This is a genomic window from Pseudomonas sp. ADAK18 (assembly GCF_012935695.1).
Lineage (GTDB): Bacteria > Pseudomonadota > Gammaproteobacteria > Pseudomonadales > Pseudomonadaceae > Aquipseudomonas.
The window spans coordinates 2912827-2938047 of the sequence record NZ_CP052859.1 but is presented as its reverse complement, the minus strand read 5'-3'; the positions used below and the strand labels follow the sequence as shown (position 1 = coordinate 2938047).

At 59.4% G+C, this 25221-nt stretch carries 22 protein-coding genes; 6 read left to right on the top strand and 16 right to left on the bottom strand.

Annotated elements, in window-relative coordinates; translation table 11 throughout:
- Window positions 1-18: 18 nt before the first annotated feature.
- The 3 genes from HKK55_RS13100 to HKK55_RS13090 all read right to left on the bottom strand — a co-directional run bounded on the left by HKK55_RS13100 (window position 19) and on the right by HKK55_RS13090 (window position 3404).
- Window positions 19-1245, bottom strand: coding sequence for an MFS transporter (locus HKK55_RS13100; RefSeq protein WP_169355078.1), 1227 nt, complete (start codon window positions 1243-1245; stop codon window positions 19-21).
- A gap of 386 nt (window positions 1246-1631) precedes the next feature.
- Complete coding sequence (locus HKK55_RS13095; RefSeq protein WP_169355077.1) at window positions 1632-3203, bottom strand: sensor domain-containing diguanylate cyclase; 1572 nt, start codon at window positions 3201-3203, stop codon at window positions 1632-1634.
- A 63-nt stretch (window positions 3204-3266) separates the two neighbouring features.
- A complete protein-coding gene (locus HKK55_RS13090; protein WP_169355076.1) occupies window positions 3267-3404 on the bottom strand; it encodes a hypothetical protein in 138 nt (45 codons plus the stop codon).
- 112 nt (window positions 3405-3516) lie between these two features.
- Between HKK55_RS13090 and HKK55_RS13085 the strand changes: the two genes are divergently transcribed.
- Window positions 3517-4413 (top strand): aminoglycoside phosphotransferase family protein, encoded by an 897-nt coding sequence (locus HKK55_RS13085; RefSeq protein ID WP_169355075.1) that lies wholly within the window; start codon window positions 3517-3519, stop codon window positions 4411-4413.
- A gap of 236 nt (window positions 4414-4649) precedes the next feature.
- Here HKK55_RS13085 and HKK55_RS13080 read toward each other — a convergent pair whose 3' ends face one another.
- Together HKK55_RS13080 and HKK55_RS13075 are read right to left on the bottom strand one after the other, a co-directional pair.
- Window positions 4650-6908 carry a TonB-dependent siderophore receptor gene (locus HKK55_RS13080; protein ID WP_169355074.1) on the bottom strand — a complete coding sequence of 753 codons (2259 nt, stop codon included), beginning with the start codon at window positions 6906-6908 and terminating at the stop codon, window positions 4650-4652.
- A gap of 371 nt (window positions 6909-7279) precedes the next feature.
- Complete coding sequence (locus HKK55_RS13075; protein WP_169355073.1) at window positions 7280-7711, bottom strand: hypothetical protein; 432 nt, start codon at window positions 7709-7711, stop codon at window positions 7280-7282.
- 652 nt (window positions 7712-8363) lie between these two features.
- Here HKK55_RS13075 and HKK55_RS13070 point away from each other — a divergent pair.
- From HKK55_RS13070 to HKK55_RS13055, 4 genes are all read left to right on the top strand, one after another.
- Window positions 8364-9779: a serralysin family metalloprotease gene (locus tag HKK55_RS13070; RefSeq protein ID WP_169355072.1), complete on the top strand. Its 1416-nt coding sequence runs from the start codon at window positions 8364-8366 to the stop codon at window positions 9777-9779.
- A gap of 167 nt (window positions 9780-9946) precedes the next feature.
- Entirely contained in the window at window positions 9947-10951 is a 1005-nt protein-coding gene (locus HKK55_RS13065) for a helix-turn-helix transcriptional regulator (RefSeq protein ID WP_169355071.1), read from the top strand.
- Between the two features lie 126 nt (window positions 10952-11077).
- A complete protein-coding gene (locus tag HKK55_RS13060; RefSeq protein ID WP_169355070.1) occupies window positions 11078-12820 on the top strand; it encodes an amidohydrolase in 1743 nt (580 codons plus the stop codon).
- Between the two features lie 94 nt (window positions 12821-12914).
- Window positions 12915-13643, top strand: a complete 729-nt coding sequence (locus tag HKK55_RS13055) for a TorF family putative porin (protein WP_169355069.1) — start codon at window positions 12915-12917, stop codon at window positions 13641-13643.
- A 208-nt stretch (window positions 13644-13851) separates the two neighbouring features.
- On the opposite strand, the gene HKK55_RS13050 is transcribed toward HKK55_RS13055, so the two are convergent.
- A complete protein-coding gene (locus HKK55_RS13050) occupies window positions 13852-14412 on the bottom strand; it encodes a TetR/AcrR family transcriptional regulator (protein ID WP_169355068.1) in 561 nt (186 codons plus the stop codon).
- A 99-nt stretch (window positions 14413-14511) separates the two neighbouring features.
- On the opposite strand from HKK55_RS13050, the gene HKK55_RS13045 reads away from it, so the two are divergent.
- Window positions 14512-15915 (top strand): NAD(P)/FAD-dependent oxidoreductase, encoded by a 1404-nt coding sequence (locus tag HKK55_RS13045; RefSeq protein ID WP_169355067.1) that lies wholly within the window; start codon window positions 14512-14514, stop codon window positions 15913-15915.
- Between the two features lie 165 nt (window positions 15916-16080).
- Here the strand turns inward: HKK55_RS13045 and HKK55_RS13040 are convergent, their stop codons facing one another.
- The 10 genes from HKK55_RS13040 to HKK55_RS12995 form a co-directional block, all read right to left on the bottom strand.
- Window positions 16081-17310: a hypothetical protein gene (locus HKK55_RS13040; protein ID WP_169355066.1), complete on the bottom strand. Its 1230-nt coding sequence runs from the start codon at window positions 17308-17310 to the stop codon at window positions 16081-16083.
- A gap of 489 nt (window positions 17311-17799) precedes the next feature.
- The gene (locus HKK55_RS13035; RefSeq protein ID WP_169355065.1) at window positions 17800-18759 is read right to left on the bottom strand and encodes a PDR/VanB family oxidoreductase; all 960 of its coding nucleotides are present in this window, start codon (window positions 18757-18759) and stop codon (window positions 17800-17802) included.
- A gap of 3 nt (window positions 18760-18762) precedes the next feature.
- Window positions 18763-19188 carry a RidA family protein gene (locus tag HKK55_RS13030; RefSeq protein ID WP_169355064.1) on the bottom strand — a complete coding sequence of 142 codons (426 nt, stop codon included), beginning with the start codon at window positions 19186-19188 and terminating at the stop codon, window positions 18763-18765.
- On the bottom strand, window positions 19185-20219 hold the full coding sequence (locus tag HKK55_RS13025; protein WP_169355063.1) for an aromatic ring-hydroxylating dioxygenase subunit alpha: 1035 nt from the start codon (window positions 20217-20219) through the stop codon (window positions 19185-19187). Before HKK55_RS13025 ends, HKK55_RS13030 begins: the two co-directional genes overlap by 4 nt.
- Window positions 20220-20241: 22 nt before the next feature.
- Window positions 20242-20469: a recombinase-like helix-turn-helix domain-containing protein gene (locus tag HKK55_RS13020; protein ID WP_169355062.1), complete on the bottom strand. Its 228-nt coding sequence runs from the start codon at window positions 20467-20469 to the stop codon at window positions 20242-20244.
- A 1-nt stretch (window position 20470) separates the two neighbouring features.
- Window positions 20471-20788, bottom strand: coding sequence for a hypothetical protein (locus HKK55_RS13015; RefSeq protein WP_169355061.1), 318 nt, complete (start codon window positions 20786-20788; stop codon window positions 20471-20473).
- A 2-nt stretch (window positions 20789-20790) separates the two neighbouring features.
- Window positions 20791-21933, bottom strand: a complete 1143-nt coding sequence (locus tag HKK55_RS13010; RefSeq protein ID WP_169355060.1) for an FAD-dependent monooxygenase — start codon at window positions 21931-21933, stop codon at window positions 20791-20793.
- Window positions 21934-21946: 13 nt separating this feature from the next.
- Entirely contained in the window at window positions 21947-22912 is a 966-nt protein-coding gene (locus HKK55_RS13005) for a VOC family protein (protein ID WP_169355059.1), read from the bottom strand.
- Window positions 22909-24405 carry an aldehyde dehydrogenase gene (locus HKK55_RS13000; RefSeq protein ID WP_169355058.1) on the bottom strand — a complete coding sequence of 499 codons (1497 nt, stop codon included), beginning with the start codon at window positions 24403-24405 and terminating at the stop codon, window positions 22909-22911. The genes HKK55_RS13005 and HKK55_RS13000 overlap by 4 nt, the downstream gene beginning before the upstream one ends.
- Before the next feature lie 10 nt (window positions 24406-24415).
- Window positions 24416-25219: an aspartate dehydrogenase gene (locus HKK55_RS12995; RefSeq protein WP_169355057.1), complete on the bottom strand. Its 804-nt coding sequence runs from the start codon at window positions 25217-25219 to the stop codon at window positions 24416-24418.
- Between the last annotated feature and the right edge of the window lie 2 nt (window positions 25220-25221).

Sequence of the window (25221 nt, the reverse complement as noted above, 5' to 3'; positions counted from 1 at the left end):
CGGTTTACATCGATCTGATTAGCAGGGTTGGGGCGCCAGGCTATTACTGATGTTACGCCCCAGTACCAGCACGGTCACAAAACCGAAGCCCACCAGGACCGTGGCGAGACTCAGCAGCACCGAGCTGCCCAGTTGGTCGACGATCCGCCCGCCGAAGAACGAGCCCAGGGCAATAATCACCTGGAACAAGGCGACGAATAGCGGCATGCCGCGTTCGACATCCTTGGGCGCGACGACAAACATCCAAATACTGGCGCAGGCAGGGAAGGCGCCGAAGGCGAAGCCCCAGAGCGCGATCAGCATCGCAGCGCCGGTCATGCCGGTGGCGAAGTAGGGGAACAGGGCAGTGCTGGTGCCAATCATCAGTGCGACCAGCAACAGGGTGTGACGTACGCTGCGGTTGGCGGCAAAACCGGCAAAAATATTACCCATTACCCCGGCCACGCCAAAGAGCAACAGCAGCGAGCCAATAGTCGGCCCATCGAAGCCGGCACTGTATTTGAAGAAGGGTGCGACATAGGTGTACGCGGCAAAGTGTGCCAGGCCGATCAGTAAGACAGCGATCAATCCGACCCGAGCTTGTGGATTGATAAACAAGGCCGGCAGGTCACTGATGCGAATGGCCTTTTCCGGGTTGAGCCGCGGTAGCAAGAAGATCTGCGCCAGTAGCACCGGTACGCCCATCAGCGCGGTGATCAGGAAGGTCATGCGCCAGCCCATCAGGCCGCTGAGCCAGGTGCCTACGGGCACGCCCAGTACGGTGGCCAAGGTCACGCCGACCATGATGATCGAGGTGGCCTGGGCGACGCCCACGCCCTTGGGCGCCAGCCGGCCGCTGAGGGCGATGGCCGTGGCCCAGAAGCCGCCGATACTGATGCCCAGTAGCACGCGGCCAAACAGCAGCAGGCTAAAGTCGGTGGCGTAGGCCACGACTGAGTTGGCGATGATCATGATCAGCGTCAGGCCGATCAGCAGATAGCGACGGTCCATGGCGCCAATGCTGACAGACAGCAATGGCGCGGCGAGGGCGGCCATTATGCCGGGCAGGGTCACCATCAGGCCTGCGTGGCCGGCACTGATCCCCAGATCGCTGGCGACGTCGTTGAGTACGCCTACCGGGAGAAACTCGCTGGTCACCAAGGCGAAAGCGCCCACGGCGACCGAGAGAATCGCTAGCCACTGCTGTTTGACACTCTGTTGATTGTGTTCGGGAAGGCCGCGAGGGGCCTGGTCGGCGCTTGGCATGGTGTTGGGTTCCGGAGGAATGCAGCCTGAAGCCAGGCCGGGAGAGAATTTGGAGGCGATTATATGAATCAGTGTTGGCAATTAAACAGGTCGGTCGGTTTGATAGTCATCATCAGTGCAATCAATGCGACGCTCTTCGGCGGACTTAAAGGGGCTTTTGGGATCGGGAGGTACGGCATCTACGTCGGTCTCATTTTAAGGCATAGGGATGCCTATAAGACCCAGGGCGATTGAGTATGTGTCACACCTCGAACTCGGGTTGGACACCACCCGTTGCCTTTACCCTTTGGTTGAATGTCTTAATCAAGCGACGCGCTTAGAGCAGTAGGCGAAGCCCGGCAGAGATGTCGGGCTTTTTCTTTGCCTTTGGAATGAGCCGATCTCGATCATTTATGAACAGTCACTTCAGTGGCGCGCCAGCCATTGCGACCATTTTGCTTGGCCAGGTAGAGCATCGCGTCAGCCGACTTCAGCAAGTCGCCGGGGGTGACCGGTTCAGTGGCCGGATGGCTTGTAGTGATACCGGCACTGGCGGTGACGTACCCGAGAGGATGTTCGGTGTGCTGGACTTTCAGGGCTCGAATGGCTTCCAGAATATCGTTGGCAACCCGCGTTGCTCCCGCATTGTTGGTATTGGGGAGTAGCACGGTAAATTCTTCTCCACCGTACCTGACCGCCAAATCCCCTGGTCTTTTGATCGCGTGTGCAATCGCCTGACCCACGGCGCTCAGGCACTCATCGCCAGCGGCGTGTCCATAGGTGTCGTTGTAGCGTTTGAAGTAATCGACATCGAGCATGATCAACGAGAGGAACGATTCCTGGCGCCTGGCCAGACGAATTTCTTCAATCAGTACGGCGTCCAGCCGCCGACGATTGCTCAACCCGGTCAGGCTGTCAGTCATCGCCATATCTTGCATGGCTTGATGGGCGTGACGTAAGGCTTTTTCCGCCAGCATTCGTTGACGTAGCTGGCTCAAGACGATCAGTCCGAATATGGCGAGCACGGCAATCAAAAACACCAGCACAAATCCGGTTTTCCAGAGGTCGTGCCGCCAAGGTGCGATGATGGATTCACGGGAAAGTCCTGCCTCTACGACAAGGGGATAGGTCGTCAGCGCTCGATAACCGTAAAGCCGGTCGGTGTCGTCGATGATGGCTTTGACCTCGGCGACGCCTGCGTTGGAAACCGGCAGGTAGGTTTTGAATATCTCGCTGTCCGCCAGGCTTTTACCCACCACTGATGCGATGAACGGGCGCCGTACCAGAATGGTGCCGTTACGCATGGCCAAGACCAGTGAGCCCTTGTCATCAATCTTGAAATCACCGTAGTAGTCCACGAAGTAACTGAGCTTGATCGTCCCCAGCAGAACGCCTGCGAAGGAGCCGTCAGCGTTGTTCAATCGGCGAGAGATGGGAATGATGAGTTCGCCGGTGGATCGGCTTCTGACGACTTCGCCGATATGTACATTCCGATCATCGTGGGTACGGTGATACTGGAAATAATCGCGGTCGGCATTGTTCGCGGTGTCCGGGGTCACGCTCTTGTCCGTCACGACCCATCGACCGTCAGGGCCGTAGATAAACAGCCCATGAAGCTGCGGCATTATTTGGGTTTGCTGGACCAGTAGCTCGTGGATGCGAGCAACATTGATGCCTTGCAATCCATCGCTTTCCACCCGCTCACTGAGGGCCGCAGTCAGCACATCGACTTGTCGAATGGCGTCTTCGGCATGCTGGGCCGTTGCACGCGCCAGGTTGGTCACGGAGTCATGGGCAGAGGCGAAGGCTGAGCGATAGTCGCGCCATGTCCGCCAACCCTCAACGGCGATGAACGCAATTACGACCACCAGCATGAAGCTCACGGTGAGTCGAAAGGTCGTTCCTGCCCGCACCGCTTTTCCGGAATCGGAGTCAGTGGCGCTATCATCCCTGGGCGTTGGCGGTGTGCGTCCGAGCATCGGGTGTCCCTCTATGACTGGTGCGCGTAGCGCGTGCGGCCTTCTGATCGTTCGAAAGAGGGCTTAATCGGGAAAGTACTTTTGCGCCTCTTCGGTGGTATAGCGCAGGAAGATCTGCACAGCCTGCGGAATCAGGCGTTGTGTGAGTAGGAAAGCATACAGCGACATGTTCTGCAGGGTATAGCCGGTCAGGATACGCACTCGTTGTCTGCCCTCGACCGCCTCGTTGCTGCTGGGCAAGTTGAACTGCGTAATGCCCAGACTGCACAGAGCAAGGTTATGCTGTCCCCTCGTCGGGATTTCGGAATAGGTAATGTCAAGCACAGAAAAGCAGCCCATAGATTTGATAGATGCGTCTCTCGTTCAGCGGCTGATTGCAACGCAGTATCCTCAATGGGCGCACCTGACAGTTGAGCCTGTTTTACCGAGCGGCTGGGACAACCGCACCTTTCGGCTCGGTGACCGAATGTCAGTGAGGCTCCCGAGCGCAGCGGCCTATGTTGCTCAGGTGGAGAAGGAGCATAAGTGGCTACCGGTGCTCGCTCCCCACTTGCCGCTGCCTATCCCGGTCCCAATCGCCAAAGGAGTGCCGGCGCTCGGCTACCCATGGCCTTGGTCTGTCTACGCTTGGCTGGACGGTGAGCCGGTCCAGGAAGGTCTAATCGACAGTGAGGAGGCGTTTGCACGCACCCTTGCGCGCTTTCTTGTTGACCTGCATCGGATCGATGTCACGGACGCACCAATAGCCGGCCTGCATAACTTCTATCGAGGTGGTTCGTTGTCTGTTTATGACGGCGAAACACGAAACGCACTTGAGCTGCTCGCTGGCTGCATCGATACCGCTTCAGCCCTGACAGTTTGGGAGGTTGCTATGGGTTCTACTTGGAATAACCCGAATGCCTGGGTGCATGGCGACCTCGCGTGCGGCAACTTGCTGGTCAAGGATGGAAAGCTGCACGCCGTCATCGATTTTGGATCATCCGCCGTCGGCGATCCCGCATGTGACTTGGTGATTGCATGGACGATGTTCGGCGAAGCAAGTCGGCATGCTTTTCGTTCTGCGCTTCCCCTGGATGATGCGACCTGGGCGCGAGGTCGCGGATGGGCTTTATGGAAGGCTCTGATTACCTTGGTCAAACTGGATGAAAGTCAGCGTAAGGTGGACAAATCAAACCAAGTTATCCAAAGGATATTGGCGGATCAGCGATAGCAGTCCGTAGGATAGCCAAGCTGGTTTGATATCAAGCCTGGCGTGAAAAAACGCCCCAGTGATCAGGGGTTGCAACAGGGACTTTATGAATCCGACGGCAGGACACCGGTGAGATGCAGGTTTTGCGTGAGCAAGGATTACCCGCTGGAACCCATCGTTGAACCAGCGGGTGCATTCAGTGCTTTATTCGTGATGACGTTTGACGACGTTGCCCAGCTTAGACGGCATGCAGCCAGCTAGAAATCCACGGTAGCGGAAAGCTGCACCGTACGGGGTGCCCCCAACCCCAGGCTGGACAACAGCGGCATCCCCCAATAAGCCTTGTTGGTTACGTTGTTTACCGTACCGCGTAGGGTCACTGGCTGGGAGGCGATCTGGGTCACGTAGCGCGCGCCCATGTCATAGATTGTGTAGCCCGGTATCGACAGCGAGTTATCGGCACTGATGTACTGCTTCGACACGGCAGTTGCGTTGGCGGTCAAGGTCAAGCCTTGCAAGACCGGCGTGTCCCATTCCACACCTAGCTTGCCTTGCAGCTTCGGTTGCCCGGTAGCGTTCTTGCCTTCGTTGACACCTCCCGCCGTCTTGGTCACTTTTGGATCGAGGCGTGCAACGCCTCCCATGAGGCGCACGTCGCTGATTGGCGCGCCGAAGAAGCTCCACTCGAGTCCGCGGTTGCGCTGTTCGCCGCCAAAGGAAAACGTATTGGTGATCGGGTCGGTGTAGCTGCTGGGGCGTTCGATCTGATACAGGCTCAGGGTATGGGAAAATTCGCCCAGATCGACCTTGACCCCCACTTCCTTCTGCTTGGACTTGTAGGGGGCGAACACCTCGCCCGCGTTGGCCGCCGTTAATGGCGCACTGACGCCCTTGCTCAAGCCTTCGATGTAGTTGGCATACAGTGATACCTCGTCGGTGACCTTGACCAGCACCGCTGCGGCGGGGGTTGTGGCGCTTTCGTCATAGCGGGAAGTGCGCCCCCCGGTGGTGACACTGAAGGTGTCGGTCAGTACTTGCTGGCGACGAACGCCGAGGGTGAACTGCAGCCGGTCCTCGAAGAACGACAAGGTGTCGGCCACGCCGTAACTGGTCAGGCGTGTTTCGGTGTGCACAATGGGTGGCCAGCTCTCTGCTGCCTCGGGGCCCCAAACGGGATGATAGATATTGGTGGTCCAGTTCGCACCGGGGACGGATCGGCGGCCATAGTCCTTTTCCTTGTCGGAATAGTGCGTGGCGTTGATCGACCATTGGTGGCCAATGCCGAACGTGTCCAGGTTGCCCTTCAAGCCGGTTTCGCCTGAGGTCTTTGCCAAGTCGATCTTCAACTGGCCCATGGTGCTCTCGAAGTCGCCGGCGGTGTTGAGCACCTGAGCGGACATGGAGCCGTTGTAGGCATAGTTGGTCTGGCTGGTGCCCGCCGCAGCGTAGGCCATGACGTTGTCGCTGAGGTCGTATTCGCCGCGTACGATCGCGCCCTTATCCTTGGTCTCGACGTGACCCCAGCTCGGGTTGAGCAGGGTCTCGGATTTGGGTGGCCTGGGGACGGGCACACCCGGAGCAAGGCCGATGCCGCGGTTCTGGCCTTTGACGCGATCCTCGCTTTGGTAGAGATCGGCGGACAGGCGCGCACGCTCTCCACGCCAATCCAGGCCGAGGGAGTTGAGCTGGGCTTTCATTTTCTGGTGGTCGGTCGCCGTGTCGCCATCCCGATAGACGCTGTTGAAACGCATGCCGAACTGCTGGTCCTCGCCAAAGCGACGGCCAACGTCAAGGTGCCCGCCAAACTGCGCATCAGACAGGTAAGTTGTGGTCACGCGCGTCAGCGGTTCGGCACCTGCGCGCTTGGGGACCAGGTTGATGCTGCCGCCGACCGAGCCGCTCGGTGGCATACCATTGAGTAACGCTGAAGGCCCCTTGAGCACTTCGATGCGTTCATACATCTCGGGTGAGATCCGATAGAAGGGGGCCATGCCGTACAGGCCATCGATAGCCACGTCGCTGATGCTCGAGGCGAAACCACGGATGGAGTAGTTCTCGCTGTAGGTGCCTTTCAGCCCGTTGCTGAAGACCGAGGGGTCGGTCGCGGCGATCACGTCGGTGATGTTCTGGGCTTGAGTGTCCTCAATGAATTTTTCGGTGTAACTGATGGTGCTGAACGGCGTCTCCATGAAGTCCTTGTTGCCCAGGAAGCCGATGCGACCGCCCGAAGCCACCTGGCCACCGGCATAGACCGGTGGCAGCACGCCAGGGGGATCCATGTTGCCTTCGACCACGGTTTCGGATAACTCCAGGCTGGCGATGCCAGAACCCTGTTGAGTCTCTTCTAGCGTTTCTACCGGTTCGGCGGGTGGCGCTGCAGCCACGGGCATGGACGCTCCGCCCAGACCGAGCAACAGTGCCATGTGTGCGGCGGTCAGCGTTCGATTGAAGTCAAAATGGTACGCAACATCCTGTTGTGATGGGCAGGCGCGCACGGCCTTACAGCGTTCCGACATGCTGGATTCCTTTCGATTCGGAGGATAGTGAAGGTATTCACTAGTGTTTCCGAACCAGAACGGAAAGCCCGTAATGACAATCATTGTTATTTCAAGAGCGGCCCGTGAACGAACGCATGTGCCATGACACGGAGCCGTTACAGACTCATCTGTGCGGGGGCTTTTTGCCGGTGTTGAATAGGTGCCGTCGCCATCGAGGAGCGGGGCAGGTTAGAACGAAAAAGCCCGGCACGTGGCCAGGCTTTCTGTAACGGGGGCCAAGTCCTTTTGGCTGACCGTATTATGCTGAATCGATGTGATGAAGATATGACAGCCCGATACGAACAGCCCGGTGCAGGACCGGGCTTGGGCGTGGATAAGGATTCAATTCATCAGCGATGTTTGTTCTTGTGTTTGTGCTTATTTTTCCCCTTGTAGTGTTTGCCGCCTGAGCGGTGTTTACCGCCGTCGTCGGCCAGGTTATTGCCCACCGCGCCACCCGCTGCGCCGCCGAGACCTGCACCGATCGTTGAGCCGGTTGTGCCTCCCAGCTTGTTGCCGATGATGGAGCCGCCAGCTGATCCGATCCCGCCACCAATGGCAGCCTCGGTTTTGTTACCTCTTGGCGCTCCAATTGCACCACCCGCAGCCCCACCTACGCCAGCGCCCACGGCAGCCCCCGTGGAGCCACCTAACTGTTGGCCAACGATGTTACCCAGCACGCCACCCACACCCCCTCCGACAGCGGCAGAGCCATCTCCAGCGGCCATAGCGCCCTGTGCAAACAGGAGGCTTATAGCAAGAGTAGGTAGTGTCATTCGCATTTTCTGAACCTCGACAGGTGGTGATTTGACGCTCACGGTATAAAAGGCGTCTAGGGTTTAAGAGCAGGCGCAAAGCTCAAAGTTCTTTGGTTGCCAAGGTGTCACTTGTAACAAATGGTTTCTCCGTGACCGGGCCGAGCGTTGGGTAGGCTTGCTTTCCCTTTCAGCCATGCATGGCTGGTATCAGCGGTACTTGCCCCAGCCTCTGCCCGGGCAGCGTTTTTTGTCGACTAACGGGCTGCTTGTGTAAGGTCTGTTCGTCTATTTTGTAACAAATAAATTCATTTTCAAGCGTGCTGTTTGCCCCCGATATAGAGGACAAACCACACATGTATGGGCAAAACACATCTATCCAGTCCCCATGAACTTTCTTGTCATCCCACAACAGTAAGTGCAGGACCTGACAGTCTTTACCCTCATCGAAGTGATGAAATACGGCTCAAGACCCATTGCCACTCCATTGATGGAACCCGAATAACGCGTTGACAGTGTTTAAGAGACTTGCTGGCAACTAATTAATAATTAAATTAGACGGCAAGTTACGCGCTATGCCAGTTTTATCGCGCCTCCCATGAAGTGAGCGACCGGTTCTTTTCGAAGGATTGGTGTCGCCTATTGGATTTTCCTCAGCAATTAGATAACAAGGATGTCTATGTCAAAGCTAAAAGAGAAGGTGTTTTCTTCTGTCGGCCAGAGCAGCAAGGCCTACGACCAGGTCGACAGTTTCAGCCATGGGTATGATCGCGGCGGTGTCGATCTGGTGAACGGTAAACCGTCGTTCACCGCCGATCAGGCTGCGGACGAATTGCTGCGTAAAGGCGCGAGCTGGCACGATCAGAGCGGCGACGGCAAGATCAGCCTTAGCTACACGTTCCTGACCTCAAAACCTGCGGACTTTAACCCGGCCCTGGGGACTTTCAGCGAATTCAGCGCGCTGCAAAAAGCTCAGGCAGTACTTGCCCTCCAGTCCTGGTCTGATGTGGCCAATGTGACCTTCACCGACGCTCCTGAGGATGTCGATGGTCAGCTGACGTTTGGTAACTACAGCAGCTTTGCCGGTGGCGCAGCCTTCGCCTATTTGCCAACCGGTGGTTCGCGCGACGGCCAATCCTGGTACATGGTCAATGATCAATATCAGACCAACACCACCCCGGACAACGGCAACTACGGTCGGCAGACCCTGACCCACGAAATCGGTCACTCCCTGGGCTTGTCCCATCCCGGCAACTACAACGCCGGCAACGGTAACCCGACGTACAACGATGTCACTTATGCCGAGGACACGCGTGGCTATAGCCTCATGAGTTACTGGAGCGAAAGTAATACCCAGCAGAACTTCAGTGGTGCCTATTCGTCCGCACCGTTGATGGACGACATCGTGGCGATCCAAAAGCTCTACGGGGCCAACCTGGATACCCGCGACGGCAATACCGTTTACGGTTTCAACTCGAACACCGGCCGCGACTTCTACACGGCAAACACCTCCAGCGACAAGCTGGTGTTCTCGGTGTGGGACGGCGGCGGCAACGACACCCTGGACTTTTCCGGTTTCAGCCAGAGCCAGAAAATCAACCTCAATGCGGGTTCGTTCTCCGATGTGGGTGGGCTGGTGGGTAATGTCTCTATTGCTCATGGGGTGACGCTGGAGAACGCCATCGGTGGCGCAGGCGACGATCTGCTGATTGGCAATTCGGCTGCCAATATCCTCGAGGGCGGTGCCGGGAACGACATCCTCTATGGCGGTGGCGGCGGGGATTCATTGTGGGGCGGTGCCGGTGCAGACACGTTCGTGTTCGGCCAGGCCAGCGACTCGACGATGACAGCACCGGCCTGGATCATGGACTTCACCAGTGGAGAGGACAAAATTGACCTGTCTGGCATGTTCGCTTCGGTTAACGCGACGTTGAACTTCGTGAGCGGCTTCACCGGCCATGCCGGCGACGCCATCCTGACCTACTTCCAGGAGACTGATCAGACCAGCCTGATGGTCGACCTCACCGGCAGTGGCCTGGTGGATTTTGCGGTAGGCACCGTTGGGCAGGCCGCAATGACCGATATCGTCGCCTGAGTTAAACCGGGAGTAAGAGGTAGAAAAAAGGCGAAGCCAGATTAATGGCTTCGCTTTTTTTGTATGCGCATTGCATCGAGGGTTTGTGGGTGATCGACATCGTCGATGTTTCCAGCGCGGCCCAATGGTAACCTCAGCCCGCCGACCATCAGACGGAATTGGGAACCATGGAGGAGGGTGATGACTACAGTGTCAAGCCACTGCTGGAAATGCTCAACGTATTCAATTTTTGCGTGCTCGAGCTTGCCCGCCTTGCTCGATCACGCGGGGGCTCTCATTTCATTGCCGATGGCCTGCAGACATTTCGTCAACTGGTGCCGTTCACTTCGGCCTGGTGGGGCGAGATGTCCAGCACGGGAGCAAAGGCTGCGCCGCAAAGCTGGATGCATGGGCGCATCAATCTGCCCGAATCATTTGCCGCTGAATGGAGCACGATTGCCGGGCGCGACAGTTTCGCCCATGACGCGCTGAACCAAACGGGCAAGGTCTTGCGCGACAGCGAGTTCACCGATCCGGATGAGCAGGTGAATGTGTTTGCACGGCGCCATGACCTCTACCACCTGATGAACATCACCTTCGAGCTGCCTGAAAGTGGCTTGTTGTTCTTCGTCTGTCTCTACCGTGGAATTGATGCGCCGGCATTCAATGAGACCGAGGACAGTTTGTTTTCGGCCTTCTGCGATCACCTGTTGCAGCTGTGGCGGTTTCAAGTGCAAGACATGATCCGTTTTGACACCGACAACGGGGCGACCGATTTCGGTGTCGCCCGTATGGACGGCAGTCTGTTGTACGTAGGGGCCAGGCTGTGTGCAGCCATTGAGCGTGAATTACCCGACTGGAGCGGTTCAATGCTGCCTGAGCAGGTGATTGCCCAGCTGCACAATGCACCGGGCGTGGTGCGCCTGGGCCGCTTGTCATTGACGCTCAGCCCGAATGCCGAGCATGTGATTCTGTCACTTGAGGTGCCGTCGCGCGCAGCGGGGCTTGCGCCACGGGAGCGCACGGCGGCGATGCTGTTTGCCGCCGGCCACTCTTACAAGGAAATCGCCAAAATGCTCTCGTTGAGCCCGGCGACGGTGCGTACCTACCTGCGTAATTGCTACCTGCAACTGGGGGTTAAAAGCAAAGTGGAGCTAGGTTCCGTGCTGCGATCCGTTGCTCGTCGCGATTAGCGTTGCCCATCTCGGTATTTCAGCTGATTGCCTTACCCCTCCTCATTTGTGGAGGTCCGTTCTCTGGTCACTCTCTATAGGGTATTCCCATCCCAAGCCGCCCAATAAAAACAAGAGAGTGTTCCGATGCAACGATTTATTCCAAGCCTGTTGGCCGTCGCTGTGGCGTTTTCCTCGGTGCAAGCGATGGCCGCCGCTGACCTTGTACTGTTCAACGGCAAGGTGTTCACCGCCGAATCCGGTCAAGAATTGGTTCAGGCGGTGGCAGTGCAAGACGGCAAGATTCTTAAAGTGGGCAGCGATGCCGAGATCACGGCCTTGGCCGACGACCATACACAACGCATCGATTTGGCCGGCAAGGTGCTGATGCCGGGCATGATTGATAGCCATAGCCATCCGGTGGTCGCAGCCTTTGACAGCCTGGGCGCGAACTTGCTGGACGAGGTCAAACCACTACCCGCGCTTGAGCAGTGGATCATCGAACAGGACCAGGCGGGCAACGCGAGGGCAGGGGACGTGATCAGCATTGCTGGGGTCAGCTCGGCGTATTGGCAACAGAGCAAGGCGCTTGGCAAGCGTTTCAATCAGGGCCGTTGGGCCGAACAGCCGCTGGTGCTGAGTGGGATTGACGGTCATACCGGCTGGGCCAACAACGCCATGCTCAAGCGCCTGAAAATCGATGCTGCGCTGGTAAAAAGCCTGCCGGAAGCGGAGATCGGTTACGTGGGCCACGAGGTGGACTTCACTCCCAATGGTTATTTTGCCGAGTCGCGTTGGGACCAGGTGCGCAGCCAGATTCCCGCGCCCGGCCCTGAGGTGATGTTGAAGGCCGCCCGCCTGGCGGTGCAGGTCAATAATCAATATGGCGTCACCGCCTGGATGGACGCAGCGTCGAATGCCGGCCAAGGCGATTCGCTGTTTGATTTCACGGCAACGGAGCAGAGTTACGGTGTGCTGCCGCTCTACCGCGAACTGGCGGAGAAGGGCGAGCTCAGCGCGCATGTCGCGGCGTTGCTGATCACCAATCCGAAAAGCAAGCCGGCCGACCTGGAAGTACTGGCCAAGGTGATGAAGAAGTTCGAGGGCGTGCCCAACCTGACCTTCCCCGGTATCAAGGTTTTCGCAGACGGCATCATGGAGTTTCCAGGGCAAACTGCTGCGGTGATCGACCCGTTCAAAAACAGCCTGAAAAGCGGTCAGTTGCTCATCGACCCGGCGCACTTTGGCGAGTTGGTGGTGGCAGCGGAAAAGCGCGACTGGATCGTACACATGCATGCCGTTGGCGACCGCGCGGTCCGTGAGTCACTCAATGGCTTTGAATATGCCCGCAAGCTTAATCCCACGCCAATGCCCCATAGCATCAGCCACCTGCAGTTGGTCAACCCCAAGGAGTTTCCACGCTTCAAGCAGCTTGGGGTGATTGCCTCCATGCAACTGCTCTGGGCCACCGGTGAGGACTACACGGTGAAGCTGGTCAAACCCTATGTCAGCGCGTTTGCCTACCGTTACCAGTATCCCGCGCAGTCCTTGCATAAAGCCGGCGCCATGATTGCCGGGGCCAGTGATTGGCCGGTGTCCAGCCCCAACCCGTGGAATGCCATTGCTCAAGCCAGCACGCGAAAAGGTCCGCTCGGGGTGTTGAACGCCAAGGAAAGTATTGACCGCCAGACCATGTTCTACGCCTACACCCTCAACGCCGCCAAAGCCCTGCGCCTGGACCAGCAGATTGGCTCGCTGGCACCTGGCAAACAAGCCGACCTGATCATCCTTGATCGCGATGTGTTCAAGGTCAGCGACGACGAACTGTTCGACACCAAGGTGCTGAAAACCTTCTTCGCGGGCAAACAGGTCTACGCGCCCGCGTCCTGACATCGATCCCTCCTGAACAGCCAAGCCTCTCGCACTGCGAGGGGCAACGCCGTGCCCGAATGTCCCCGCTCACTTATAAAAATAAGAGATACCTATGAAAGCACTCTCAGTCTTTCTTGTGCTGGTGCCACTGACCACGCAAGCGCTACCACTCAATGATGACTTCAACTTGCAGGTCAGCCTGGCCGCCGTCAGCGACTATCGCACCCGTGGCATCTCGCAGACCCTGGGTGATCCGGCGGTGCAGGCGGGCGTCACGTTGCTGCATAGCAGCGGTCTGTATGCCGGCGTCTGGACCTCGAATGTCGATTTTGGCGATGACTTCAAGACGCGTGAAGAATTTGAATACTACGCGGGCTACAACTGGCAGATGACCGAAGCCGTCAGCCTCGATCTGGGCTACATCAAGTACAGCTATCCCAAGGAAAGCCAGTTCAACCTGAGCGAGCTCTACGCGATCCTCGACACCTATGGCGTGCAGCTCGGCGCCTATTACTCCCGCGATACGCCGAACGCCTTTGGTGACCACCAGTCCACCCTCTACACCTACCTTGGCTACACCACGACTTTGCCAGGTGAAGTCGGCTTGAAACTGCGTTATGGGCACAACGACGTTAAGGATCCGGCGTTTTGGTCGAGCCGTGGCAATACACGTGATTCCTACCACGAGTGGGAAGTCGCCTTGACCCATGATTTCGTGGGCGTGACCTGGGGCCTTAGCTACATCGATACCGACCTGTCGAAAAGCGAGTGCGCGGGCTGGTACGGCTATGGCGACCTGTGCACGGCCACTGTCGTGGCCAGTGCCAGCAAGACGTTCTAAGGGGCGTGCTTTTCAAGGTCTTACAGCTCTATTAAGCAAACCCCCAACTCAAGGCCACGAAGATCAACTGTGGGAGTTGTCGAGCTTTATCGAGGCTGCGATGACGTCGGCACCAAACATTGATGTTGCCTGGCCCACCGCTATCGCAGCCTCGCCAGGGCTCGACAGCTCCTACAAGGGTTTCACTTCGCCAGTTTGGAGCGACGCGTCACACACTTGCGCCGTTCAGGAAGATCGAGATTAGAAACTCGGGCCCTTGGCGTTTGCCCATCGACTCATCGTCGATCAGGTCCGACGTGGTTTCACACAGCCCCTGAAACGCACCCGTCATCCAGGCAGCCGGAAGATCCCGGCGAAACAGCCCGGCCTGCTGACCGCGCTCAAAGAATGCAACGAGCCGTGCATCAATGGTTTCGACCCGCGCTGCCAGGTCGGACAGCAAGGTTTCGATATGCGACCAGCCATAGCCCAGGCCGTAGCCGACTCCCCACACCTGCCCAAGCGTCCTGAAATTCTCGGTCAGGCAGGCCAGGCCCCGTTCAAGGTCGCCGTCTTCCAGTTGCGCCTGGTCCAGGACCGCCGTGGCGTCATTCAAAACACGATCAATAAGCGCCGCAACCAAGTCCTCACGGGTGGGGAAATGGCGCACGAGCGTCGTGCGACTGATGCCCGCCGAGGCCGCGATTTGCTGCATCGATGCGCTGCGGTCACGTGCATACACCGCCGCGGCGGCGTCCAGGACGGCTTCTCTCTTCTGATCACGGGACATGGATGTAAAGTTTCCTGATTTGTTCTTTATGGTACAAATATGTACCATTTGGTCATTATGGGTAATTTTAACGTAAATAGAGTCCATCACGAGGCAAACATGATAACCCTTACCCGACGCCAGGCGCTGATGGCGCTTAGCGCTATGACGGCCTCAATCGCCGGTGCAAACACCAGCGTGGCGCAAGACTCGGGCACAAAAACCAATCGCGCCAGGAAGGATTCGGTGCTGATCATCGGCGCCGGAATTTCGGGCCTCGCCGCCGCCCGAATGTTGTCCGATGCAGGCCATACGGTGACTGTGCTGGAGGCCAGGGACAGAATCGGCGGGCGAATCTGGACCGAGCGAGCGTGGGGCGATGCGCCAATCGATCTCGGCGCGTCCTGGATTCACGGGGTCAACCAGAACCCGGTCGCCAGATTGGCGCAAGAAATGGGCATCAAAACCACCGTATTCGACGCCGGCACACTGATGACCAGCCACGACGTGACGCTCTATGACCAGGCTGGCATGCTGCTGTCTGCAACAGCGCTCAAGCAACTGGACGAAGACATCGACGCGGTGCAAGCGCTGGTGTGGGAGATGATTGAGGACGCACCACGATCCCTGTCAGCCGAAGAGGCCTTCAACCGTGCGTTGAAAAAGCTGCGCATTGACGGCGAACGAGGTCGCGATGTGTTCGAGGACGCAAGCCGGATGGTGCAGGACGACGACGGTGCCGAGCTCGCACACCTCGCCGCCTGGGGCCTGGATGAAGGTATTGAATTTGACGGCCATGAGGTCGTATTTCCCGAAGGTTACCTGCAAATCCCCGAGCGTCTGGCGCAGGGAATCGATGTACGCCTCAATCAGGTGGTGTCAGAGATTCAATACGATGACACCGCAGTCACGATCACCACGGATCAGGGCACGTTCAGCGCTGACAGAGTGATCGTGACGTTGTCGCTCGGTGTGCTGAAACACGGCAATGTGAGATTCACCCCGGCGTTGCCTGCGAGAAAGCAGCAAGCCATCGAGCGCCTCGGCATGGGCGTCTATGACAAGCTGTTCCTGCGCTTCCCCAAGGTCTTTTGGGACGACACCAACATCATCTCCTGGCAAAGCGACCAGGACGGCGCCTGGTCCAACTGGTTCAATCTTGCGCGCGTCACCCACTCGCCGATTTTGTGCTCGCTCTACGGCGCGGATGTTGCTCGCCGCATCGAGGGCATGAGTGATGCCGAGGCCGTACACGCTGCGATGAAGGTGCTGTGCACGCTCTATGGCCCCGATATTCCAGAGCCCAGCGCCTACCGTCGCACCCGCTGGGCGTCGGATCCTTATGCGCGGGGCAGCTATTCGTATCCGGCGGTTGGCTCGTCTTCCAGGGACCGGTCGGCGCTGGGGGACTCGATTGCTGATCGGCTTCACTTCGCGGGCGAAGCGACCAGCCTTGAGATGAGTGGCACCGTGCACGGTGCGTTGGTATCGGGGTGGCGCGAGGCCCGCAATATCCTCGCCTGAACAAACCGGGCGGTGCGGCGTGCGCTTGGAGAGTGTCAGGCAGGGTCTTGTTCATCGCGGGCCTTTGCGAGAGCGGTGCAACGCCGCTGTCGTGACCCGTGTCAGCAAGGCGATCCAAGCCCAATCCCACGCCACTCGCGTCACATAACTACCCATTCGCCAACGCTAGAAGTAATACCCAATGTTCACGTTGGTGCGGTAATACCACTCGTTACTGCCCACCGAACTGGTATTGGTAAAGCCGCTACCGTTTTCCGCGCCACCATAGGGGTTGGCATTTTTGGCCCAGGTAAAGTCGACCCACGCCATGATCGGCATCGCCAGAAATTGCGCACCGACGGTGTACATCTGTGAGTCATCCCAACCGCTTTTGTCTTTCATCAACCGACTGTAGTCGTTGTAGAGCTTGATCTTCTTCAACTGGCCAAGTTTCGGAGTGTTGATGTCGTAGCTGATATTCAACGAAGCAATGGTCGCTTTGGAGGCGATGAGGTAGGCCGGGGTCAGGCCGTTACCGCCCATGAGCACCGAGTCTTTGCTGACGCCGGCGGGGTTTTTTGGGTCGTACTCGTAGCGAATGCCTTGTGTGGTGACAGTCCAGGCGCCGTTATTGATGATTGCGTGGAGCCCGCCAGCCCAGTAATCACCGTCATCCTTGGTGGTGGCGTTGTACAGCTGGGCGGTGGCCAGCGAGGCGCCGATTTCGGTCTTCCAGTCGCCGCTGGTGAAGCGACGGGCAACCCGGGCGTTGAGTTGATTGTGCTTTTCGTTGTCCTGGCCTGATTGGGTAAAAGCGATGGCATTGTTGTCGAGGTCTGCGTAGCGTCCGACTTCCGGTGAGTAGCGAATGCCCGAGGGCAGCATGCGTGGGAAGTAGGCCAGTTGCACGTCCCAGTCCTGGTCCTTGTAGCTGTATTTGAGGCCTGAGCCCGCGCTGGAGCCATAGCCCATGAAAAACGGGATGTGGTAGCTCCAGCCAAATTGTGGATAGGGCTCAAGGCCAAATGGTTTGAAGGGCGCGCCCAGTTGCAGGTTGGAATTCTCGTTCAGCCGATAAGCCACGAAGCCGCGATCGATGGAGCGCTTGCCATCGTCCTGGAACCAGTAGCCGATGTCGCTGTAGAGATTTTTGTAGGTGGCCTGCACGTCGAGACGGAAGGTGTCGAACAAGAACCGCCCGTTGTTCTCGGTGGTGTCCCAGTGCTCGTCACGGTAGTTGGTACGCAAGGCGCCACCGATATCCAGGCTGCTCTGGCCGTCGTCGCTGCTCCAGGCAATGTGCGGAAAAGGTTTATTGGCGGCATTGCTGCGCACGGGTTCGGACGGGACCGGTTCCACCGCAAAACTGGCACAGCTGATACACATTAATCCCACGCAGACGACCTGGTTTTTCATCTTGTTCCCACCTGTGAAGTTGGTCACGGCTTGTTTTTTGGCAACACTTTCCTGCTTGCCTGATAGGGCAATAAAAAATTGCAGGTGAGGTCTTGCCGTATTTAAGCGCTGGTTATTTTTATTGTTTCGAGTGTGATACGCCGTGTGGCCTATGAACTCTCAAGGGGTAGAGCAGGAACTGTGCCAGTCACTGTAAGTGTCGTTTCTATATAAATACTCTTTTAAAAACAGTTGTTTATATAGGAAACGGATTTTTCTGTATTACCCGTGAAACGCAGCCTCTATGGCGTCACCGGTTTGCACAGTGTCAGTGCGGGGTTGGGTATTAGTGAGGCATTTGAAACCACTCAACTCCCTGTAGCCGCTGGCGCAGCCTGCGATCGGCTGCGCAGCAGTCGTAAGGTCTTGCAACCGCCGAAGGTCCTGCGGCCCTTATCGCAGCCTCGTACCTCGGCAGCGGCTACAAGGGCAGACCGCCGCTGATTGGTGTCAGAGATCAAGCACCAACCGCGGGCTCTTGCAGCCAGAGACGCAGACCATCATCGACTGATTTGCCGCGCGCTCGGCCTTGGTCAACACCCCGTCGCGATGGTCGATGTCACCTTCCAGCACTCGGGTCTCGCAGGAGCCACAGACCCCTTCGCGACAGCTGTAGTCGATGTCGCAACCGACTTGCAGCAAGGCGTCCAGCAAACTCAATCCCGGTTCGACTGACAGCGTCTTGCCCGACTTTTTCAACTCGACGCTGTAGCCATGTTGGGCGTCTTGCGACGGTGGCAATTCGGCGGCCGCAAAGCGCTCGATATGGGCATGAGGGTAACCCAACCCCTCGCAGGTGCTTTCGAAGGCATCGAGCATGGGCGTCGGGCCGCAGCAATAAAAATGCGTGTCCTTTGGCTGGCCGGCGAGGTAGATGGCCAAGTCAGGGAACGTACCTTTTTCGTCATTGAAGTGGTAAGTCACCCTGGCGTTGAGGCCGCCGATATCTTCCACCAGCGCCGCTTCCTGGCGGGAGCGGGCGCAGTAGATCAACTCGGCGGATTTCCCCAGCGCCAGCAACTGGCGAAACATGCAGTAGATCGGCGTGATCCCGATGCCGCCGGCTACCAGCACGCTGTGGCTGGCGTTCAGGTCCAGGGCGAAATTGTTACGCGGTGCCGAGATCGACAGCTGCATGCCGACCCGCAACTGGCTGTGGACGTACTCCGAGCCGCCACGGCTGTTGCGATCACGCAGCACGCCAATCACATAGCGCCCCTGATCATGGGGCGAGTTGAGCAGGGAGTAACTGCGCACCAGGCCATTGGCCAAGTGCAGGTCAATGTGTGAGCCGGCCTCGAACGGGGCGAACACCGTGTCGTCCAAGGGCCGCAATTCAACGCTGATGATGCCTTCGGCTTCATAGCGCAGCGCCTGGACGCGCGCGGTGAGCAGGGAGGGTTTGGACATCGTTCACCTCTTTGGGGCAGTACGCAGGTCGATATCCAGCCGGGCTGCGGCCTCGATTTCGACCCGCAATGTAGGGAACACCAGGCCACTGACCTCCACCAGCGTGGACGTTGGAAACAGTGCCTGCCCGGCGAAAAAATCTCGCCGAGCCCGGCCGACCTGGTCTTTGTCGCCAATGTCAGTGAGATACACCGTGAGCCGGTAGATCGTGCCGACGTGTCCGCCAGCAGCCTCGACCAACGCGCGTATTTTGCCCAGCACGATCAAGGTCTGGGCGTAACAGTCCAGCGCCGGATCCTGTTGTGTGGCCGGGTGGGCCGTCATGCCGGACATCACCAGCTCGTTGCCAATCAGCAACGCGTTGGACCACGTGGCGTTGGCCGGTTCACGCACAGCGTCGGTCTGTACCTGCTGCACGGTGTGGCTCATGACAGCTGCTTCGCGTCGATCAGCTCCAACTGTGCCTTGGCCGCGTTCTTCAGATAACGGCGCAGCCGCACCACGCCCAGGTCATGCTGGTAGAGGTTTTCGCGCTGATTGGCGTCAGGCTCCATGAACTCCAGCAGTACCCGGTCTTGCTCCAGCACTGCCCAGTGACGCGCCTCCAGGCGGTTTTTGTAGAGGAAGCGCCAGGTATCACGCTGCCAGCCGGTCAGTGGGCGGCAGCGCCAGTGGAACACAGCGGCCAGGGAGCGACTGCTGGGGGTGTAGCTGCCGATGATGGTGAAGTTGCCGCCTGGGCCGCCGGTCTTCGGGTACGGGATTTCCAGGCGCAGCCAATGGCAGCCGTTGTCCATGAACTCGGTCCAGTCGAAGTTCACCCCACGCTGGCCTTCCTTCTCGAAGAAAAAACCCTGGTCGGTGTCGCGGGTGACGAACTTGGCGGTGGCTTCGCCTTCGCTCATCGAGTGGGACATTTTGTGCAGGTAGGTGCCGTGCATCGGGTCCATGACGTTGTCGATCACGTAACGGTAATCGCCTTTCCACTCGGTGTAACAGACGAAGCTGCTCCACTCGGGGGAGGTCAGTTGCTCGGGCAGGATCAGCTCTGGCGGTTGCTCCACGTGGGGCTCGGCGGCGTTGTAGAGAAAAATCGCCCCAGCGGCTTCACGGGTGTGGAACATCCGCGTCGGCCGGCTGCCCTCGAGTTTGCAGCCAGGGCTACCCGGGACTTTGGTGACCGTGCCGTCGCAGCGCACTTCAACGCCGTGATAGGGGCACTGCAAGCGGTCGCCCAGCACCGGGCCCTGGGACAGCGGAGCACCGCGGTGAGGGCAATGGTCTTCCAGCGCGTGGACGCTGCCATCGTTGTCACGCCACAGGGCGATCTTGTAGCCCAGGCGACGGATTGAAACCGGTTTTTCTCCCAGTTGATCGCTGGGCAGCACGGGGAACCAAAGGTTTTTCAAACCATTGGCGAGAAGGTGTTCAGCAGGGTCGACGGTCAAGTGCGCGTTCATTTTTATCATTACCTCTGTCGGGTCATTCGCCCAACCGGGCCATCAGGGTTGTATAGGCTTCTGGCGTCCACTCTCCGGTGGTCAGCGGGCAGGGTGGGCCGGCCAGGTTAAGGTGCGCGAGCAGCGCAGGCAGCTCCGTTACGCCATTGCCGAAGGCCCGCTCGATGGAGTCTCCCAGCAATTCTTCGAACTGGGTGTTGGGCCGTTTGCGCGCCTGATGGGGCTGCAGGTAGGGTTCGGTTGTGCTCATCTCATTGACCTCCGTTGCGTACCCGTTCGCGGATCATTTCGCGCACGGGGATAAAGTCGTAAGTAGGGAAAACTTCAGTGCTGAACACGCCCCAGGCCGAGCGTTCGAGCTCGACGTTGAGGCTGGGCAGCAGGCTGGGCGCCAGGCGCAGGGTGACGATCTGGCCCAGGCCCATGGCCACGGTCCACGACACCACCTCCACGCCCTGGGGCGGAAAGCGCTCCCACCAGTCCTGCTGCTTCATGTGGCCCTGAATGTCTTCCAGATTTTTTGATTGGTCGTGCTTGAGCAGCACCGTGACCAGCAAGGTTTCGTTCATGGTCAGGCCGCGCGCTCGGTGGGTACGGTCCAGGCGTCGTAGCCGTAGACCCAGTCGGCGTTGCCGCCGTCCTTGAGCCACTGGTTGCCTCGCGAGCCGATCTGGATCTGGCTGGTGCGTTCCAGCCGTGCCTGTTGATAGGCCAGCAGCGCACCCGCAATCGAGGCCGGGTCCTGCAGATCCTGCACGTGACGGGCAAGCACCACGGCGTCTTCGATGGCTTGGCCGGCGCCCTGGGCCATGAACGGCATCATCGGGTGGCAGGCATCGCCCAGCAGGGTGATCGCGCCTTGGGACCAGAAGGGCAGCGGGTCGCGTTCATACAACGCGGTCTTGAGCACCTCGGTACAGGCATCCAGCAGGGCCCGGGCGTCGGGGTGGAACGCCTGGTAGTGACTGCGTAGTTCTTCGGCATCACCTGCGCTGGTCCAGGACTCTTCGTGCCAGCTGTCCTGAGCGGTGGTGGCGAAGATGAAGATGTCCTTACCCTGGTTCAGTGGAAAGGTGACGATCTGGCTCTGTGGGGTAGGGCCCCACCATTTGGTGAACGCCTGGATATTCGGCACGTGGGCCACACGCTCCACCGGCACCACCGCACGGTAGGCCACCACGCCGGTGAAGCGTGGGTGTTCGTCGCCAAATAGCGCGCTGCGCACCACGGAGTGGATGCCGTCGGCGCCGATCAGCAGGTCGCAGCGGTGCCGGCTGCCATCCTTGAAGTGCAGGCCGATACCGTCAGCGCCTTGCACCACACGCTCGGCGCGCTTGGCAAACTGCACCTGTGACCGCGGGAACACTTCGGCCAGGGCGGCCAGCAGGTCGGCGCGGTGAATGGTCAGTTGCGGCGCCCCGTACTTCTGTTCGGCAGCGTCGGACATTTCCAGGCGTGAGGTTTCCTCACCGCTGTCCCACATCCGACTGATGCGGTGCGTTGGCCGCGCGGCGGGAATGCGCACCGCCGCACCGATCCCCAGGCCATCGAGGGCACGCACGGCGTTGGGCGTGAGGTTGATATCGGCGCCGACCCGTAGGAATGCCTTGGATTGCTCGAATACGGTGACTTGGTGACCGGCGCGATGCAGGGCGATGGCGGCGGTCAGGCCGCCGATACCGGCACCGGCAATCGCAATGTTCAGAGAAGACATGGACGACTCCTGCTCAAGGTTTCGGTTTGTCGGTGAGGAATTTGCCTTGCGGTGCCTCGACGTGTTGCTGGCGTCGGGTGTTGCCATCGATGCCACCGGCAATCGCCCATTCGGCGAACACCGTCGGGCCTGGCTCGAAGGTGCGTGGCTGCCACTCGCCGGTCAGTTGGTCTTCGTCGGCGTAATACTCCACCAGCGCGCCGGCGGGGTTCTTGAAGTACCAGAAGAACGCGGAAGACACCGGGTGACGCCCCGGGCCGATTTCCGTGGCCCAGCCACTGCGGGAGATGTGCATACCGCCGCCGAACACCTCGTGCACGTCGCGAACGGTGAACGCCACGTGGTTCAGCCCTGCCCGCGGCGCGGGCAGTTGCAGCATGAACAGGTCATGGTGGCCGCCTTCTTCGGCAGTGCGCAAAAAGGCTCCACGGTCCGGGTAGCGGTCTGAAGCCTGGAAGCCAAAACGTTCGTGATAGAAGGTTTCGCAGGCGTTCACGTCCTTGACGAAGAACACCACGTGACCGACTTCAATCGGTGTGGCCCGCTCATAGATCGGCGCGGCCTTGTTGATCCGGCCTTTGGTCTGCCAGGTGTTGTGGCCGCTGCACTCGATGTCGATCTCGCGTTTGCGGGTCACTTGCAGGCGGATCGCCAAACCATTGGGGTCCGTGCAACCGATACGCCCGTCGGTCTCGACAAAGCCCGGGTCGCGAACAATACGTTCGCGGTACAGCGCCAGGTCGGCGGTACTTTCTACGCCCCAGACCACTTCGCGCACGGTGGAGCCTGCCTCGATCGCCGCCGGCAACCCCGGTTTGTGCAGGTCGGCGAGCACCACCCGACAGCCGTTGAGGGTTTCGAAGATGACTTCGTCTGCCTGGGTGCTGACGGGCGTAAGGCCCCAGTCGCTGAAAAAACGCACGCAGGTGTCGAGGTCTTCGACGCCATAGGTGACTTCATCGATGCCTAAAACGCTCATTGCCCTACCTCGTGTGGCACACCGGCCCAAGCCAGTGGCTGCTCGTTCATGCCCCAATAGAGGCTCTTTTGTTCCATGTACTGCAGGATCCCCAGGCGACCTTTTTCGCGGCCCAGGCCGCTGTCGCGCCAGCCGCCGAAGGGCGTGGAAATCGAGAACTGCTTGTAGGTGTTGATCCACACCGTACCGGCTTGCAGGCGCCGACCGAGGGCCCAGGCGCGCTTGTAGTCGCGGCTCCAGATCCCGGCGGCCAGGGCATAGAGGCTGTCGTTGGCTTGCTCCAGCAACTGCGCTTCATCGTCGAACGGCATGGCCACCAGCACCGGGCCGAAAATCTCTTCCTGACACACTTGCTGGTGGTTGCTCAGGCCTTCGAGGATGGTCGGCGGGTAGTAGTAACCCTGGTCATAACGTTCGCCGCTCAAGCGCTGGCCACCCAGGCGCAGACGGCCGCCTTCGGCAAGGCCCAGTGCGACGTAGCGCTCCACCGACTCACGGTGCCCGGCGCTGATCAATGGGCCCATCTGGGTGTCTTCCCGCGCCGGGTCGCCGACTCGCAAACGAGCGGCGGCAGCGACCAGGCGCTGCATGAACGGTTCGTACAGGGCACGGGCGACGAACAGCCGCGAACCGGCAATGCACGCTTCACCAGAGGAACTGAAAATGCCGTACAGCACACCGGCCACCGCATGGTCGAGATCGGCGTCATCCAGCACGATGGTGGGTGACTTGCCGCCCAATTCCAGGGACACCGGCATCATCTTGTCGGCCGCAATGTGAGCAATATGTTTGCCGGTGGTGGTGCCGCCGGTAAACGACACGCGCTTGACCAAGGGATGGCGGGTCAGGGCATCGCCCAACAGCGAGCCTTTGCCGGGTAACACGCTGATCAGGCCTTTGGGCAGACCGGCCTCTTCACACAGCTGCGCGAGTTTCAGGGCCAGCAGCGGGGTGATCTCTGCCGGTTTGATCACCACCGCATTGCCGGCGGCGAGGGCGGGCGCGACTTTTTGTGCTTCGCTGGCAATCGGCGAGTTCCACGGGGTGATCGCAACCACCACACCCATGGGCTCGTAAACGCTCATGGTGACGAAGTCACCGCGTGACGGGGTGATGGTTTCTTCCAGGGTTTCGCAGGCTGCGGCAAAAAACTGAAAGGTGCCGGCCGCACTGGCGACCAGTGCGCGGGTTTCGCTGATCGGCTTGCCGTTGTCCTGGCGTTGCAGTTGCGCCAACTCTTCGGCGTGTTCGCGAATCAGCCCGGCGATGCGGTACAGCACAGCCGCCCGCTCGTGGGGTTTGCGCTGGGCCCAACCGCTGTGCAAAAACGCCTGATGTGCGCCCTGGATGGCGTCTTCGACATCCTGCACATCGGCGGCATTGAGCCAGGCCACGGCTTCGCCCGTGGCGGGGTAGCGGCTGGCGTAGCGCTCGCCGCGGCCCAGGCGCCAGTGGCCGGCGATGCAGATGGGTAAAGTCTGTTCGAGGGTCATCGACGGGCTCCTAAATGGAAATCGCATGGGCATGGTTGCCCAGAGCACGGACCACGCTGTACACCGTCAGCGCCGAGGTCTTGGGATTGGCCAGCAAGGGTTTGCCCCGCAGGCTCAACTCAAAACCGCCAAAGGCGCCTCGGGCTTCAAAGTGGTGAACGTTCTCGTCGCTGTGGGGGTCGGCAATCAGGGTGACCTGGGTGCGATCCAGGCCAATCCCGGCCAGGGACAAGGTGGCGGCGACGTTGGCATTTTTCGGGTACAGCCGCGCCGCTTCGCGGGCGCTGCCCTGAAAAATCACGGTCGCCTCGGTGATGCTGTCCAGGTCGCAGGCCTGCTCGCCGGGGGTGTTTTTCCAGGCACGTGCCGGTTTGCGGCCGGTGTAGTTGACCGAATCCAGCCCGCCGACTTTGGCCGCCGACAACGCGTCAATCCCGCCAATGGCGCCGGGAAGCAGTTCTATGCGGGTGTGGCCGCGCTCGGCGGCGGCTTCCAGGCGCTCGACCAGGCCAACCTGCGAGAGCGCGCCGACCGAGACAATCAGGCAGGCAATGCCGCGTTCCAGGGCTGGTAGCACATGCTCTTCAATGGCCCGGTGGCCGGCGCACTCGACCAACAGGTCAGGGCGCGCGTCGGCCGGCAACGCGGTCAACACCTGCGGCGGCTGCTTGAAGCTGGCCAGCCGCTGGCGGACCAGGGCTTCGGAACCCTGGGAGGCGATGACGTAGTCGACGCACAACTGTGGGTCTTTCTCCAACAGCTCTAGCACGCCGATGCCAATGGCGCCGCAGCCGATCATGGTGATATGCAGCATGG

Coding starts and splice junctions, on each gene's coding strand:
- HKK55_RS13100 (WP_169355078.1), bottom strand. CDS start 1,245: ATGCCAAGCGCCGACCAGGCCCCTCGCGGCCTTCCCGAACACAATCAA.
- HKK55_RS13095 (WP_169355077.1), bottom strand. CDS start 3,203: ATGCTCGGACGCACACCGCCAACGCCCAGGGATGATAGCGCCACTGAC.
- HKK55_RS13085 (WP_169355075.1), top strand. CDS start 3,517: ATGTCAAGCACAGAAAAGCAGCCCATAGATTTGATAGATGCGTCTCTC.
- HKK55_RS13080 (WP_169355074.1), bottom strand. CDS start 6,908: ATGTCGGAACGCTGTAAGGCCGTGCGCGCCTGCCCATCACAACAGGAT.
- HKK55_RS13075 (WP_169355073.1), bottom strand. CDS start 7,711: ATGCGAATGACACTACCTACTCTTGCTATAAGCCTCCTGTTTGCACAG.
- HKK55_RS13070 (WP_169355072.1), top strand. CDS start 8,364: ATGTCAAAGCTAAAAGAGAAGGTGTTTTCTTCTGTCGGCCAGAGCAGC.
- HKK55_RS13065 (WP_169355071.1), top strand. CDS start 9,947: ATGGAGGAGGGTGATGACTACAGTGTCAAGCCACTGCTGGAAATGCTC.
- HKK55_RS13060 (WP_169355070.1), top strand. CDS start 11,078: ATGCAACGATTTATTCCAAGCCTGTTGGCCGTCGCTGTGGCGTTTTCC.
- HKK55_RS13055 (WP_169355069.1), top strand. CDS start 12,915: ATGAAAGCACTCTCAGTCTTTCTTGTGCTGGTGCCACTGACCACGCAA.
- HKK55_RS13050 (WP_169355068.1), bottom strand. CDS start 14,412: ATGTCCCGTGATCAGAAGAGAGAAGCCGTCCTGGACGCCGCCGCGGCG.
- HKK55_RS13045 (WP_169355067.1), top strand. CDS start 14,512: ATGATAACCCTTACCCGACGCCAGGCGCTGATGGCGCTTAGCGCTATG.
- HKK55_RS13040 (WP_169355066.1), bottom strand. CDS start 17,310: ATGAAAAACCAGGTCGTCTGCGTGGGATTAATGTGTATCAGCTGTGCC.
- HKK55_RS13035 (WP_169355065.1), bottom strand. CDS start 18,759: ATGTCCAAACCCTCCCTGCTCACCGCGCGCGTCCAGGCGCTGCGCTAT.
- HKK55_RS13030 (WP_169355064.1), bottom strand. CDS start 19,188: ATGAGCCACACCGTGCAGCAGGTACAGACCGACGCTGTGCGTGAACCG.
- HKK55_RS13025 (WP_169355063.1), bottom strand. CDS start 20,219: ATGAACGCGCACTTGACCGTCGACCCTGCTGAACACCTTCTCGCCAAT.
- HKK55_RS13020 (WP_169355062.1), bottom strand. CDS start 20,469: ATGAGCACAACCGAACCCTACCTGCAGCCCCATCAGGCGCGCAAACGG.
- HKK55_RS13015 (WP_169355061.1), bottom strand. CDS start 20,788: ATGAACGAAACCTTGCTGGTCACGGTGCTGCTCAAGCACGACCAATCA.
- HKK55_RS13010 (WP_169355060.1), bottom strand. CDS start 21,933: ATGTCTTCTCTGAACATTGCGATTGCCGGTGCCGGTATCGGCGGCCTG.
- HKK55_RS13005 (WP_169355059.1), bottom strand. CDS start 22,912: ATGAGCGTTTTAGGCATCGATGAAGTCACCTATGGCGTCGAAGACCTC.
- HKK55_RS13000 (WP_169355058.1), bottom strand. CDS start 24,405: ATGACCCTCGAACAGACTTTACCCATCTGCATCGCCGGCCACTGGCGC.
- HKK55_RS12995 (WP_169355057.1), bottom strand. CDS start 25,219: ATGCTGCATATCACCATGATCGGCTGCGGCGCCATTGGCATCGGCGTG.